Here is a 13,618-nt window from a genome sequence, read left to right as displayed (position 1 = left end):
CCCGGTCCCATTCCGAACCCGGAAGCTAAGCCCTCCAGCGCCGATGGTACTGCACTCGACAGGGTGTGGGAGAGTAGGACACCGCCGAACACAACATCCCAGAATGCCCCTGACCACCCGTGGTCAGGGGCATTCTGCATTCGAAACCAACACCCACACAACACAATCGAAAGAACGCGTACGCACTGTGTACCGTGCTGGTTTCGTGTGGCACAGTCGTCTTCGATGAAACTTCCCGTCGACGGCCAGCGCGTCCGCAAGGTTCTCCTCGATTTCGACCTGACCGTCGAATTCGACAGCGGTGCCACTGTCGCGTTCAGTGAAGTCGTCGTCGACGATCTTGTGGTCGACGAAGACAATCAATTCGAGGGACTCAGGGCGTTCGCGGTGTTGCTCGGTGTCGTTTGCGATGAAGCCGAGTTCGACGAATCCGGTGTTCTTCGTCTGACGTTCGACGGACGGACTCGGGTTGTGGCCCATCCACGACAAGAGGTCGAGTCGTGGGAATTCTGTGCGGCCGACGGGTCGACCGTTCTGAGTGGTGCCGGGGGCACCGTCGAATCGTGGCCGGCACCGCCGCACCGAAGCGACGAAGAATCCACTCGGGAGGGTCTGCCCTCGATCGGTGCGACGGTTGTTCGCATCTCGACCGGCGACGATGCTTCCGTAGAATTCTCCGACGGAACTCGCCTGAATTTCGATCTACCGCTCGACGCGGGTTACTTGGTGCTGCGGGAGAGCGTTACTGCAAGTTCAGACGCGGGCGGGGACTGGGTCGTCGAGTTGTCGTCGGGGCACGTCATCTTCTACCGACCACGCACCACATAGGGCTTGCCGAACTGAGTTGCGACACCGTCCGAGTACAGCACCGAGTCGGGTGGTCGAGTACTGACCCCCGGAAGACCCGCAGCGGCAATCAATTGATCCGAGCAGTGGGTCAGTTCCGCGTCGACCAGGGCCCAATGTCGATGCACGTTCGGCACGTACAGCAGGTGCCCGCCCAGCGCGGTGTGCAGTCCCCACCGAGCGGTGAGGAAGACCGCCAGCGGGTCGTCGGACATGTCGCGTGTGCCCCGCACGATGCCGAAGTCCGTCGTCGCACCGCGTTTCGGCGGTGCCAGTCGCCGGCTTCGGTAGGAAATTGTTCGCTGGTCGTCATCGATATCGATCGATGCCCACCGGTAGGGGATTCTTGCGGCATTGGTGCCCACGACGACTGCGAGTCGGGTCGCCTCGAGGGAGCGAAAGACGACACCGCGTCGGCCTTCTGCGTCGATCGAGTACAGCCGTACATTGATCTCGCCGAAGGTCCCGAAGTACGGCACCGGGTGCCGATATCCGAGACCGGCACCGACCATGTGGAACCCGATGAGACCGACCCACGACGAACCGTCGAACTCGTCCGGTACGCACCCGTCCGGTAACAGCGGCGCTACGACCGAACTCGGTACTCGCCAGTGCAGGAAGACGAGTCGTTCCCACCGCTGGTCCATCAGAATCGGACGAGGCAACAGCGGTGGCCGGGGCCAGAGGCGTCGGGCATCGTCGCGGTTCATGATGTCGAGGGTAGGCGCACCACGTCAGGAGGCGGTGAACCTGGCGTGCACGCTGGCGGAGATCGTGATGTTCTCGGGCTTCAGGGCGAACGCGGCGGGCCCGGATCGTGCGGCAAGCATGCGGTGGGACGGCTCGGTGACGCCGTGTTCGGCAGACCCCGTCAGCAGTCCGGGATCGGCAACGGCCACAGCCTTCACATTCACCCTCCCCAGGCTCGACGCATAGGCCTCTGCCTTGGACACAGCGTCCTGCACTGCACGTTCGCGAACGTCATGGGTGTGGGCTTTCCTGCTCGGTTCGGTGAGGTCCCAATCGAAGTGGTCGATCGAGACCCCGTCGAGAGCGGATGCCGCGTACACGAAGGCATCCACCAGGTCGAGTTGGCTGAACTTCACTTCGACGGACGCCTCGGCCTGGTAGACGTACGGAAGTTGTTCGCCATCCTGGTTGAACGGGCGGTGACGGGAACGCCGAACCTGATCGATGGTCCATCGATCGATCGGCCCGTGTTCACTGTTGTAGAGGGGTTCGATGAGGCGAGTGAGCTCACGAACGAGTTGCCCCGCCGGCTCCGACGCGGACTCTGCGCTGCGGCCGTCGGTACGAATGGTCAGGGACAACGTGCATTGTTCGGGTGGGTAGGTCACCTCGCCGTGACCGACGACGGTGATGTCGAGTGCTTCCGAGCTCATGGCGTCCAGTCTGGCATCCGGGCACGGGGATTCATCGAATCTCAACACTGCTGGCCGACGCGTCAGGTACGGAGGACAATCGGGTCATGCTCCCTGTTCTCGATCTCGAGTCGTCCGAACACGACCCACAGACCTTCCGACGGGCTCTGCGCGAGGCCGCCCACGACTCGGGATTCTTCTACCTCGTCGGACACGGCATCGGCACCGACCGGGTGGCCGACGTGTTGCGTTCGGCGCGGGCATTCTTCGCGGTGCCCGACGCCGTCAAGGACGAGATCAGTCAACTGAAGAGCCCACACTTTCGCGGCTATTCGCGAGTGGGCGGCGAGCTGACCAACGGTCGGGTCGATTGGCGCGAGCAGATCGACATCGGTCCCGAGCGGCCGGCGATCGAGCACGCGCGGGGCTACTGGAATTTGCAGGGACCGAACCTGTGGCCGTCCGAACCCGAGGGCTTCCGCGAGACGTTCGAGCAGTGGGAGCGTTCGGTGTCGCAGATCGGACTCGCGCTGCTCCGACATTGGGCGGCCTCTCTCGGCGCGGACGAGCACGTGTTCGACGACGCGTTCGGCACTGCGCCGGCAACGTTGATGAAAGTGGTGCGCTACCCGGGGACGCCGGATCACTCGCAGGGCGTGGGTGCGCACAAGGATTCGGGGGTGTTGACCCTGCTCCTGGTCGAACCGGACTCGGTCGGTCTGCAGGTGGAGACGGCAGCGGATACCTGGGTAGATGTACCTCCTCTGGAGGGCGCGTTCATCGTCAACATCGGTGAGCTGTTGGAGGTGGCGACGGGCGGCTACCTCCGCGCGACACGGCATCGGGTGATTGCCCCCGGGCCGGGTACCGACCGGGTATCGGTGCCGTACTTCCTCAGTCCGGCACTCGATGCCGTCGTACCGATCATCACGCTGCCACCGGAACTGGCACGGCACTCACGTGGGGTCGAGGACGATCCCGACAACCCCATTTACGACACCTACGGGGAGAATGCGTGGAAATCCCGTACGCGCGCACATCCCGACGTGGCTCTGTTGCACCATGGCATCGTTCCGGCCGGGCACAGCTCCGCTCAGTGACGCCGGTTGCGACGTCCACTCGAGGCGCGCCACTGTGCCCAGGCACCGGTGCACCACAGCGCCCACACGATCAGAAGGGGTTGGAACAGCAGTCGGATGCCGCGTGCGGCATCGGAGTCGAGACCGAACGCGTCGGTGTGCGTGACGAATTGAGAGATGTTTCCCGGGAAGACGGCGACGAAGAAGGCGGCCACCACCCATCCCACGAGCGCTGAGCGAGCAGTCCAGAACAGGAGCGCAAGACCGAGAACGATCTCGACGACGCCCGAAGCCAGGACGACGACGTCGGTGTCGACGGGCATCCATGTCGGTACCTGGGCCGCGAAGGTGCTGCGTGCCCAGAACAGATGGCTCAGACCGGCGAAGACGAGAAATGCTCCCAGCACGATCCGGCCGATGGTCCGAGATATCGATTTCGTCATTGCGCCATGAGACACCACGGGCACACTGGTGACCATGACCGGGACCACCACGACCGAGCATGCGTCGACCGATGCCACTCGGCGGCGCTGGGTACTGCACGTCGATCTCGACCAATTCATCGCAGCGGTCGAGGTGCTGAGGAACCCCGAACTCGTGGGCAAAGCCGTGGTGGTCGGCGGCAGGGGAGATCCGACCGAGCGTGGGGTGGTGTCGACGGCGTCCTACGAGGCACGGGCGAAGGGCGTCGGATCCGGACTGCCGCTGCGGATCGCAGCGAAGAAGATTCCCGACGCCGTTTTTCTTCCCGTCGACAAGCCGGCATACGACGAGGCGTCGGCGACGGTGATGGACACGTTGCGTTCCCTCGGGGTGGTGGTGGAGGTGATCGGCTGGGACGAGGCCTTTCTGGGCGTCGAGACCGACGATCCGAGGACATTCGCCAGGACCGTGCACGACGCGGTGTTCGATGCGACCGGGCTGCATTGCTCGGTCGGGATCGGGGACAACAAGCTTCGAGCGAAGATCGCCACCGATTTCGACAAGCCTCAGGGTATCTACCAACTCACCCAGGACAATTGGTACGAGGTGATGGGAGAGCGCGGCACCGATGCGCTGTGGGGAATCGGCAAGAAGATCTCCACCCGGCTTGCTGCACTCGGTATCACCACCGTCCGTGAATTGGCCGATGCGGACGACGCAGACCTTGCCGCGGCGTTCGGGCCGAAGATCGGGCCGTGGCTCGGTACGAAGGGGCGGGGGATCGAGCTGTCTCCGGTGACGTCCGAACCGTGGGTCGCGCGATCACACAGTCGGGAAGTCACGTTCCAGACCAACGTCGCCGACTGGACCGTGATCAGGGACGAGGTCGCGAATTTGACGTCGAAGGTGCTCGCGGACATCGAAAGCGAGAATCGGCCTGCGGTCCGCGCGGCATTGAAGATCCGGTATGCCCCGTTCGAGACGCATACCGTCAGCGCCCCGATCGCGGGCCCGCCAACCTTCGATGCAGCGATTCTCACGTCGGCCGCGGTGGCGCTGGTGGATCGGCTCGACCACAGCCGAGAGGTTCGCTTGATCGGTGTGCGACTGGAAATGGTTCCGCCGCAACCGAAACCAGCGTCCTAGTTCACTTTCGGCCGGCAGCCCACTTCATTCCCCAGCCGTACTTCTTGTCGAGATCGGCTTGGCTGCCCTGGATGTACTCCACCTCGCGCGTCACGGTGATCCCGGCGGACGTGTTCTGCAGCAACGCGATCGAGCAGATCCGTGCCGAGTTCTCGGCCGAGTCCAGGCGAACCTCCACCTGTGGACCGCTGGTGGGGTACAGGGTCACCACGCCGTCGACCGCAGCCCAGTTGGGCGCGCCGTCGTAGATCATCGCGAAGATCAGAATGCGCGTGAATTTGTCGGGGTCGGCGAGATTGATATGCATGTTCTCGCCGCCGCTAACCGAACCCGACCGGTCGTCGCCGTCGAGCGCGATGAACGGCGCCTGCTGCAACGAACCGAAGCTGTTTCCCAGTGCCTGAACGACGCCCTTGGAACCGTCGCGCAGCTCGTAGAGGCAGCCGAGGTCGAGGTCCACCCCTCCGGTGCCGTACGACGCGGCGGCCAGCTTCGCCAGAAAGCCTTTCTTCTTCGGTTGCGCGGCAGGTGCCCCGCTCGACCAGTTGAGATTCACCCGCATCGACCCCTGCTTCTCACCGGACTTGGTCAAGCTGATGGTGGGCGACGCCTTGGACAGCGTCACCTTGCTCAGATTCACCGACGCGGCGGGCTGGGCGGGCTGAGAGGGCTTGCGGGTGTAGTCGATGGCCATCGTGGAGCCTTCCGAAACGGTCGAGTTCCGGATCGCGATGTCCGGTTTGGGCGGTCCGTCGAGAATAACCGCAACCGGGGTCGACGACGTGGGCCGGGAGTGCACTATGGAGTTCTCACGTTCGATATTGAAAGGAACCGATGAACCCGGTCGTAGAGGTCGCGCAAGGGAAACTCAGTGGTCGCACAGTTGCGGGGGTGAGCGCCTTCAAGGGAATCCCGTACGCGGCACCGCCCTTCGGTGCACACCGCTTCCAGGCACCACAGCAACCCGAGTCGTGGGAGGGCGTCCGGCAGGCCACCGAATTCGGCCCGACGGCTCCCAAGCCCGGATTTCCCAGCCCGATCGACCAGATTCTGTCCGAGGTGGCGATCGACGGAGACGATTGCCTGAACTTGAATGTCTGGACGCCCGACGTCGAGGCTGCGGGGTTGCCGGTACTGGTATGGATTCACGGTGGGTCGTTCACCAACGGCAGCGGCGCGGTACCCACGTACGACGGCACCGCCTTCGCCCGCGACGGAATCGTGTGCGTCACCATCAACTACCGATTGGGCGTCGACGGATTCCTGGCGATCGACGGAGCGCCCGCCAACCGCGGTCTGCTGGATCAGGTTGCGGCGCTCGAATGGGTGGCCGCCAACATTGCGGCGTTCGGCGGCGACCCCGCCCAGGTGACGGTTGCGGGGGAGTCGGCGGGCGCGATGAGTGTGGGCACGCTGCTGTCGATGCCTCGCGCGAAGGGGCTGTTCCGCCGCGCCATCCTGCAGAGCGGCGGCGGGCACCATGTGCTGACGGAGGAGACCGCGAAGAAGGTCACCGCGGCGTTGGCGTCGGACCTCGGTGTGGAACCCACCGTCGACGGTTTCGGTTCGGTGCCGGTGGTGGACTTGACGGCCGCGCAGACCGCGCTGTCGAATCGTATTGCCAAGCAACCCGATCCGCGTCTGTGGGGCGAGCTGGTCCTCAATGTCATGGCGTACGAGCCGCACATCGACGGGGACGTGGTGCCGGCCCGGCCGATCGATGCGATCGCCGCCGGCTCGACCGCAGACGTCGAGATCATGGTCGGATCCAACTCCGACGAACACGCGCTGTTCTTCGTACCCAGCGGCGTGTTCCGGCACATCGACGAGAATCTGCTGCGCATGGCCATGGCGGGCATGGGTGCCGACGCAGACCGGGTGCTCGAGCTCTACCGCGCCGACACACCCGACGCCACCGCAGGTGAGGTCATGATGGCCGCGATGACCGACTGGTTCTTCCGAATTCCTGTCATCCGTATCGCCGAGGCTCGTTCGGGTTGCGCGACGTATATGTACGAATTCGCGTGGCCGTCATCGTCGTACGAGGGCAAGCTGGGTGCCTGCCATGCAATCGAGATCCCGTTCGTCTTCGACAACCTCGCCGAGGGCACCGGAGGTTTGCTCCTCGGGCCGAACCCTCCGCAGAAACTCGCCGACCGGACTCACCGCGCCTGGGTGGACTTTGTCACGGCAGGCGACCCGGGCTGGGCCCCGTACGGGTCGGAGCGAACGGTCATGACGTTCGACGAGGAGTCGGCTTCGGTGCAGGATCCTCGTGCGGCACAGCGGGAGCTGTGGGACGAGATCCGGTAGACGACAGCACCGGTGGTACATGCCGTACCACCGGTGCCGTATCTGGATCAGGGGCGCGGAACGTTACGCAGGTTCGACTTCGCCATCCGAACTGCTTCTCCTACACCGCCGTTGAGGACCACCTTGCTCATCGCGAGCGCGAAGCCCTTGAGCTGCTCGCCGGTGAGGGTCGGCGGCACCGACAGTGCCAGCGGATCGGTGATCAGTTGCACCAGGGCAGGCCCGTCCGTGGCGAACGCGGTTTCGAGTGCGCCGCGAATATCACCCGGCTGGTCGACGCGCTGCGCGTGAATGCCCGCAGCCCTGGCGATTCCGGTGTAGTCGACCTGTGGCACGTCTACACCGAAGTCGGGGAGGCCGTCGACGAGCATCTCGGCCTTGACCATGCCCAGGGTCGAGTTGTCGAACATGACGATCTTCACCGGCAACTTGTACATCGCCACGGTGAGGAGTTCGGAGAGCATCATCGAGAATCCACCGTCACCCGAGATGGAGACGACCTGACGGCCCGGGTGCGCGAACTGCGCCCCGATGGCGTGCGGTAGCGCGTTGGCCATCGAGCCGTGCAGCATCGATGCGACGAAAGCTCTTCTGCCGGTGGGGTTGATGTATCGGGCGGTCCACACGTTGCACATACCGGTGTCGGTGGTGAACACGGCATCGTCGTCGGCCAGATCGTCGAGCACGGACGCGGCGAACTCGGGATGGATCGGCACGAGCTTCTCGGCATTGCGGGTGTACGCGCCGACTGTCTTGCCCATCAGATCGTTGTGCTTGTCCAACCACTTCTCTGCGTACCGGCGATCGGTCTTGCGAGTGACCAACGGAGCCAACGCGTTCAGAGTTGCACGTACGTCTCCGTGGATGGGGTACTTCACCGAGGTACGGCGGCCCAACTTGGTCGGATCGATGTCGATCTGCGCGGTCGCGACATCCTCGGGAAGAAACTGTTGGTACGGAAAGTCGGTGCCGAGCAGGATCAACAGATCCGCGTCGTGGATACCGGCGTGCGCAGCTCCGTAGCCGAGCAGACCGGTCATGCCGACGTCGTACGGGTTGTCGTACTGGATGAACTCCTTGCCGCGCAACGAATGTCCGACGGGAGCGCCGATGGTGTCGGCGAATGCCACGACCTCGTCGTGGGCACCCTTGACGCCGTAGCCGGCGAAGATCGCGACCTTCTCGGCATTGTTGATGGCGTCGGCCAGCTGTTGGATGTCGGCGGCGGGCGGAGTGACGACGGGAGTCGACGGAATGGAGATGGGATCCATTGCGCCGGCAGCGGACAGCTCGGCAATGTCACCGGGGAGCGTCACCACCGATACTCCGCCGCCGGTGATCGCTGCGTTGATCGCAGCGCGGAAGACGCGCGGTGCTTGCTCGGCGGTGGAGACGAACTCGTTGTACAGCGAGCATTCGACGAACAGGCGATCGGGGTGCGTCTCCTGGAAGTACCCCGACCCGATCTCGCTGCTGGGAATGTGGGATGCGATCGCGAGAACCGGTGCGCCGGAACGGTGTGCGTCGAACAGCCCGTTGATCAGATGCAGGTTACCCGGTCCGCAGGAGCCGGCGCAGACGGCGAGGGTGCCGGTGGTCTGCGCGTCCGCCGATGCCGCGAAAGCAGCAGCTTCCTCGTGGCGAACATGGATCCAGTCGATGCCGCCTTTGGCCGACCCTCCGGTCCGACGCACCGCGTCGACCACCGGGTTGAGACTGTCGCCGACGATTCCGTAGATGCGCCGAACTCCGGCGTCGACGAGTCCGCGAACGAGTTGATCGGCCACTGTGGTGGACATAGGTTTTCTCCTCGGATGTAGTAGCGCGCCGCGGGGTCGATGTGCCCTGTGCGCATTCTCGACGCCTTCCCGGCGCCGAGGGTGTACGAAACATCCTGGGTAGGTGCGCGTGAACCGTCAAGAGCGAAGGCCCTGGTCACAGCGGACGCGATCTTCGTCACGTGGGGTTTTTCCCGTCAGCACCCAACCGAATGTGGGGGTGGCCTTACGCCGACATCCGCAGTATCCGGACAGAAGCCACGGTTCCCAGCACCAGCACTCCGGTCGCGATGGCGAAGGCGATCGCGTACGAATCGCCGATTGCGGGCGCAACCACCAATGGCCCCACCACTTGTCCGACGCCGTAGACGGCAGTCAGTGTCGCCGCGGTACGGCCGATGGGAAGTGTGTGCGCTGTGCTCATCGTCAGCATCGTGATGCCCATGAACGTTCCCCCGAACAACAACGCTGAACATACGGCGGCTAGGGTGTTCCCGGTCAGTGCGGGAAGCACTGCGGCAATGGACTGTAAGGCGAATGCGGCAACCAGAGCACTGCGCAGGCTGGTTCGACGAGCCACCCCTTGCCACAGCACCGTCGCCGGCACCGCAGCCAATCCCACGACGATCCACACCGCTGGACCCACCGACGTGCTGCCGTGGCCACCGACCGCTGCCACGAGAAACGTGCCGACGATGATGTACCCGAGGCCCTCGAGGAAGTACGCGACGAGCAATGTCCGCCACACCGCGCGGGTTCCGGCGTTCACCTCGCCCGCCTCGGACCGCCCTGCAGGCTCGGGGTGTACCCGAAGCGTCCACGCCGGGGCGACGAGCACCGCAGTCAGTATCGCCGAGCACAACCACAGCGCCTCCCACGACAGATGTGGTCCGGCGAGCAACGTCAGAATGCCCGACGCTGCAATACCTGCACCGACGCCGCCGAACGCGATTCCTGGTGACGCACCGTCGGCTCTGTGCTTGGTGACGGTGCTCGCGCAGGCGATGAACACCGCGGCACTCGCCAGGCCGGCCAGGAACCGCAGCGCCGAAAACGTTGCGGTGGAATGCACTGCAGCCATCGCCATTTCGCTTGCGATGAGCACGAGCGTCCACAGCCTGAACGACGTCGTCGTATTGATCGACGGGCGCACCGACAACACGATCGCGCCGACGAGGTAGCCGGCATAGTTCGCGGTTGCGATGACGGCACCGCTGCTCGGGGTCACCTCCGCCGCGTCGACCATGATCGGTAGCAGCGGCGTGAACACGAATCGCCCGACGCCCATCGCGGCCGCGAGTCCGGCCGCGGCAGCGAACGATAATCGACGGCCGTTCATTGCGATCGCCCTCCTAAGTCGTTAGCCGCGCCAAAGGTACGCGTTGGATCCCCGTCTCATCGAACCGCGCAGCAGGGAACCGATCGCACCACCGGTGCGTCCAATACCTGATACCGACTGTGGGGGACGCATGAGTGAGACGAAGTACACCGACGCAGAACGACCTATCTGGGCGCCGTACTGGCCGAACACGTTGGGCCGCCTGTGGCAGGCCGTCATCGCGATTGTCGCGGTGGTAGCCATTGCGATCTATCGCGGACGGCTCGAGGTGCAAGGAAGCGACAATGGGCACACGATCGGATCGATCGCTCTACTTGCCCTCATGGCTTGCGTTTGGATCGGGCTCAACGACAACGTGATTCGATGGGGAATCCCCGTCCGATTCGTTCGGCGCGTCGAGGACCACGCGCTCGGTAGCGGCGTCTGCATTCCGCCTCGGACCGCCAAGCTCTTGTTGATCACGGTCGCGTCCATCTCGGTGTCAGGAATGGGGGTCGCCCTGGCGAAGAGTGACGTGTTCGGCGCGGCCGGTATGCCGATTGCTGGAATTGCCATCGTTGTACTGGTGGCGACGCTCGGCTTCCGCAGCAGCGTCGAACTGCGTTTGTTCGCGGACGGATTTGTCAGACGCAGACGGTCGTGCATGTTCTTCTTTCCGCGCATTCACGACATCCTCGTGCGCTGGGACGATGTGGAGCAGTACGAGGCCTCGACGTACCGAACGTCAGAGAAGCGGGGAAGTGGGTTCACCGAGCCCGTACTGTATGTCCGAGCGACTGGGCTCGATATCGAGCGTCCCCGCGACCGGCTGGACCAACCGGACCGGATGGCGATTCGCATCCATTTGCTCGCAGCCGAGCCGAATGCCGTTCTGGCATTGATGAAGTGGTGCACCGACGGCCCGGTCAACCGGATCCGCATGACCGGCTACGACTCACCCGACCTGCTGTTGCCACCACCGCTTCGTGAGCGACTGGAACTGTCGCGGTCCTAGCTTCGGCACGGAACCGATAACGGGCTCGCTGCGTCAAACCCGATGACGCCGATTCACCGGGCGTCGATACGGTGCGACTCGGGGGAGCGTCATGACAGTGAATGTGGATCCAGTGATCCTGCGGCAGTTCTCGAATGTGCTGTCGGGAACGGGGGAGGTGATCGCCGAGTTGGACACCCTCGCCCCGTTCCGAGCATCCGAGAATGCGCTGCAGGGTACCGACTTTCGCGCAGCGTGTGCGGCAGCGTCCGCAGCGGCTGCGGGAGCTGTTGCCGCTCTGGCAGGCCGAGCCGAATGCGTTGCGGACATCGCCCGTGGTGCCGCGCAGAACTACGAGATCACCGACGACGACCTTGCCCGCCGCCTCGCTGCGATGGACCAGCCGAAATGACCCCGACCGTGCCGCACGTCGCCGGCTGGGAGCCGCAGTCGATGCGCAAGACGATGATCGAACTGGCCGAGATAGTCGAACGCGTCAACGGCCAACGAACCGGGGTGTTGGAAGAGCAGGACACACTGGCCGAGACGTGGACCGGCGACGCAGCACGCGCTGCAGCCGGTCGCGTAGTGGCCGAATGCTCCCGGATGAGCTCCGTCTGCAGTGAAATCGACTCGCTCGCAGCTGCATTCGAAGGTGCAGCCGATATCGTCGAGGCCGCCCAAGCGCACGTGCAGGCTCAGGTGTCGGCGGCTACGACGAGCGGGTTCGCGGTACGGGCCGACGGTGTGGTGAATCCCGAAGGGATGATCGCGCTGATCCCAGACAGCCTGGGTGAAGAGAAGACGCGTCGAGCCGACGAACTCCGTTCTGCAGCATATCAATTGACCCAGGACATTCAGAGTGCTCTGCGCCAGGCCGAGAGTGTCGCTCTCGACGCTGCGCAGCAGCTGGCCGAGCCCACCGAGCGGTTGACCGCGCTCGCCCTCGACAATCCCACCGGAAAGTTCGTCGAGAACCCGGACGGGTCGTTCTCCTGGATGCCGGACTGGCCGTCGACCATCGCGGCGTCGGTCGTCGGAGGCATGGCCGCCGTGACGAGGCGGGCGCTGGAAGTACCCGGTGTCGAATCCGTCGACGACGTTGCCAAGAACATCGGACGCGGGCTCGGGGTCTTCGGAGTCGTTGCCGGTGCGATTCCCGGAATTGCGGGAAAAATCGACGAGGGGGTGAACCCGGCCGAGGCCGTGATCGTCGAGGCGACGCCGATAGTCGCGGGAGCAATTACGACCTGGGCGTTCGGAGCCGTGGGTGGCATGGCGGGTTCCATTATTCCGGGGCCCGGCACGGTGGCCGGCGCCGCTGCCGGGATCGCTCTGGGCCAAGTCGTCAGCTACGGCGTGGAGAAGTTGTTCGAGGCGGCAGGAAAATGAGCGAGATCAGAGACGATCGCACGCCACAGACCGAGGACGTGCTGCGTAAGAGCCTGGTAGCACAGAAGTATCCATTGTGGGTGCGGACGTGGCGCAGTGTTCACCTGGGTTGGCTGGTAGCTCTCGGAGTTTCGTCTGCAGTCCTTGCCGCGACGATCGTGGCTCCGGTTCTCCTGTTCGGGACGCTTTCCGGGGAGACCGTTCTCCTCGTGTCGTTCCTGGTGCTCGCGGTGCTGATACCGCTCACAGCGGCCGTGGCGTTGTCCGGCATCGGGTCTGCGCGGCTGTCGCTGTTCGTGCGACCGGTGACTGTCGCCGGAGTCGGCCGAGGCGTGGCAGTGCCGGGGCGGGGGACCGTGTTGTATCGCAGCGGAATACTCGCATTCGCGTTGGTGTCCGGCCTGTCCTACATCCAGTGGGGAGGAGTCGCCCCGGTAAGTACAACGCGTCACGACCTGGGCGTCGTAGTCATGTCGCACTTCGGCGCTCCGATATGTCTGCTGATTTTCGCACTGAGTGTGCTCGTCGTCGATCGGACCCGAATTTCGCTGCATCCCGATGGCCTCGTGGAGGAGATCTATCGGCGCCGCGGATGGAAGGCCACCACTGCAATCACGGTTGTCCCGTGGGACGGGATCGTCGAGCTGCAGCCGCAGACGCATCCGAATCCTGCGGTGTCGCATTCACATTGGTACCCCACCATCCGAGTCGTGTATCGCGACCCTGCCGGTGGAACGGATCAGGTGCTGGTCCTGATGGCGTGCGAGAAGAAGGTAGAGCCCAACGCGCTGCTGTCCGTACTGCAGTGGTGTCGGGACAATCCCTGGGGCCGTGCGCAGCTTGCCCATGACGACGCGCGAGAGCTACTGCGCCCGCCTCGATTCCTCGATCGCATCGAAGCAGACCGAGCGGCGTCGATGTCGGGTCGACGGGACGTCCAGTGACAA

At 64.3% G+C, this 13,618-nt stretch carries 14 protein-coding genes and 1 rRNA gene; 9 read left to right on the top strand and 6 right to left on the bottom strand.

All coding sequences use genetic code 11. The features are described from left to right. Window positions 1-90: ribosomal RNA gene (rrf, locus tag AB0P23_RS23690) — 5S ribosomal RNA — on the top strand; the annotation flags it as partial. A gap of 135 nt (window positions 91-225) precedes the next feature. Further along, a complete protein-coding gene (locus AB0P23_RS23685; RefSeq protein WP_206498457.1) occupies window positions 226-828 on the top strand; it encodes a DUF6188 family protein in 603 nt (200 codons plus the stop codon). Here the strand turns inward: AB0P23_RS23685 and AB0P23_RS23680 are convergent. Both AB0P23_RS23680 and AB0P23_RS23675 read right to left on the bottom strand, forming a co-directional pair. After that, window positions 807-1,556, bottom strand: a complete 750-nt coding sequence (locus AB0P23_RS23680; protein ID WP_363799584.1) for a DUF2071 domain-containing protein — start codon at window positions 1,554-1,556, stop codon at window positions 807-809. The two genes, AB0P23_RS23685 and AB0P23_RS23680, sit on opposite strands and share 22 nt — an antisense overlap. A gap of 24 nt (window positions 1,557-1,580) precedes the next feature. Then, window positions 1,581-2,249: an SIMPL domain-containing protein gene (locus AB0P23_RS23675; RefSeq protein WP_283315307.1), complete on the bottom strand. Its 669-nt coding sequence runs from the start codon at window positions 2,247-2,249 to the stop codon at window positions 1,581-1,583. Between the two features lie 86 nt (window positions 2,250-2,335). Here AB0P23_RS23675 and AB0P23_RS23670 point away from each other — a divergent pair, with 86 nt between their 5' ends. Then, window positions 2,336-3,328, top strand: coding sequence for a 2-oxoglutarate and iron-dependent oxygenase domain-containing protein (locus tag AB0P23_RS23670; RefSeq protein WP_363799582.1), 993 nt, complete (start codon window positions 2,336-2,338; stop codon window positions 3,326-3,328). On the opposite strand, the gene AB0P23_RS23665 is transcribed toward AB0P23_RS23670, so the two are convergent. After that, window positions 3,322-3,750 carry a hypothetical protein gene (locus tag AB0P23_RS23665; protein WP_363799580.1) on the bottom strand — a complete coding sequence of 143 codons (429 nt, stop codon included), beginning with the start codon at window positions 3,748-3,750 and terminating at the stop codon, window positions 3,322-3,324. The two genes, AB0P23_RS23670 and AB0P23_RS23665, sit on opposite strands and share 7 nt — an antisense overlap. A gap of 34 nt (window positions 3,751-3,784) precedes the next feature. Here AB0P23_RS23665 and AB0P23_RS23660 point away from each other — a divergent pair, with 34 nt between their 5' ends. Then, on the top strand, window positions 3,785-4,876 hold the full coding sequence (locus tag AB0P23_RS23660) for a DNA polymerase IV (protein WP_287454046.1): 1,092 nt from the start codon (window positions 3,785-3,787) through the stop codon (window positions 4,874-4,876). 1 nt (window position 4,877) lies between these two features. Here AB0P23_RS23660 and AB0P23_RS23655 read toward each other — a convergent pair whose 3' ends face one another. Then, window positions 4,878-5,570, bottom strand: a complete 693-nt coding sequence (locus AB0P23_RS23655) for a Tellurium resistance (RefSeq protein ID WP_032384924.1) — start codon at window positions 5,568-5,570, stop codon at window positions 4,878-4,880. Window positions 5,571-5,710: 140 nt separating this feature from the next. Between AB0P23_RS23655 and AB0P23_RS23650 the strand changes: the two genes are divergently transcribed. Next, window positions 5,711-7,189 carry a carboxylesterase/lipase family protein gene (locus tag AB0P23_RS23650; protein WP_206498453.1) on the top strand — a complete coding sequence of 493 codons (1,479 nt, stop codon included), beginning with the start codon at window positions 5,711-5,713 and terminating at the stop codon, window positions 7,187-7,189. A 47-nt stretch (window positions 7,190-7,236) separates the two neighbouring features. Here the strand turns inward: AB0P23_RS23650 and AB0P23_RS23645 are convergent, their stop codons facing one another. Beyond that, complete coding sequence (locus tag AB0P23_RS23645; RefSeq protein ID WP_363799578.1) at window positions 7,237-8,988, bottom strand: pyruvate dehydrogenase; 1,752 nt, start codon at window positions 8,986-8,988, stop codon at window positions 7,237-7,239. A 205-nt stretch (window positions 8,989-9,193) separates the two neighbouring features. Then, on the bottom strand, window positions 9,194-10,306 hold the full coding sequence (locus tag AB0P23_RS23640) for a YbfB/YjiJ family MFS transporter (protein ID WP_363799576.1): 1,113 nt from the start codon (window positions 10,304-10,306) through the stop codon (window positions 9,194-9,196). Window positions 10,307-10,436: 130 nt separating this feature from the next. Here AB0P23_RS23640 and AB0P23_RS23635 point away from each other — a divergent pair, with 130 nt between their 5' ends. From AB0P23_RS23635 to AB0P23_RS23620, 4 genes are all read left to right on the top strand, one after another. Further along, the gene (locus tag AB0P23_RS23635; protein WP_363799574.1) at window positions 10,437-11,300 is read left to right on the top strand and encodes a hypothetical protein; all 864 of its coding nucleotides are present in this window, start codon (window positions 10,437-10,439) and stop codon (window positions 11,298-11,300) included. A 91-nt stretch (window positions 11,301-11,391) separates the two neighbouring features. Beyond that, window positions 11,392-11,691, top strand: coding sequence for a type VII secretion target (locus AB0P23_RS23630; protein ID WP_283551047.1), 300 nt, complete (start codon window positions 11,392-11,394; stop codon window positions 11,689-11,691). Further along, window positions 11,688-12,671, top strand: a complete 984-nt coding sequence (locus AB0P23_RS23625; protein ID WP_283551048.1) for a hypothetical protein — start codon at window positions 11,688-11,690, stop codon at window positions 12,669-12,671. The genes AB0P23_RS23630 and AB0P23_RS23625 overlap by 4 nt, the downstream gene beginning before the upstream one ends. Next, entirely contained in the window at window positions 12,668-13,615 is a 948-nt protein-coding gene (locus AB0P23_RS23620) for a hypothetical protein (RefSeq protein WP_283551049.1), read from the top strand. Before AB0P23_RS23625 ends, AB0P23_RS23620 begins: the two co-directional genes overlap by 4 nt. Window positions 13,616-13,618: the final 3 nt, after the last annotated feature.

This window comes from Rhodococcus sp. NPDC077669 (assembly GCF_040686915.1).
In the GTDB taxonomy this organism is placed as follows: domain Bacteria; phylum Actinomycetota; class Actinomycetes; order Mycobacteriales; family Mycobacteriaceae; genus Rhodococcoides; species Rhodococcoides fascians.
This window is presented reverse-complemented; position numbering and strand designations above follow the sequence as displayed.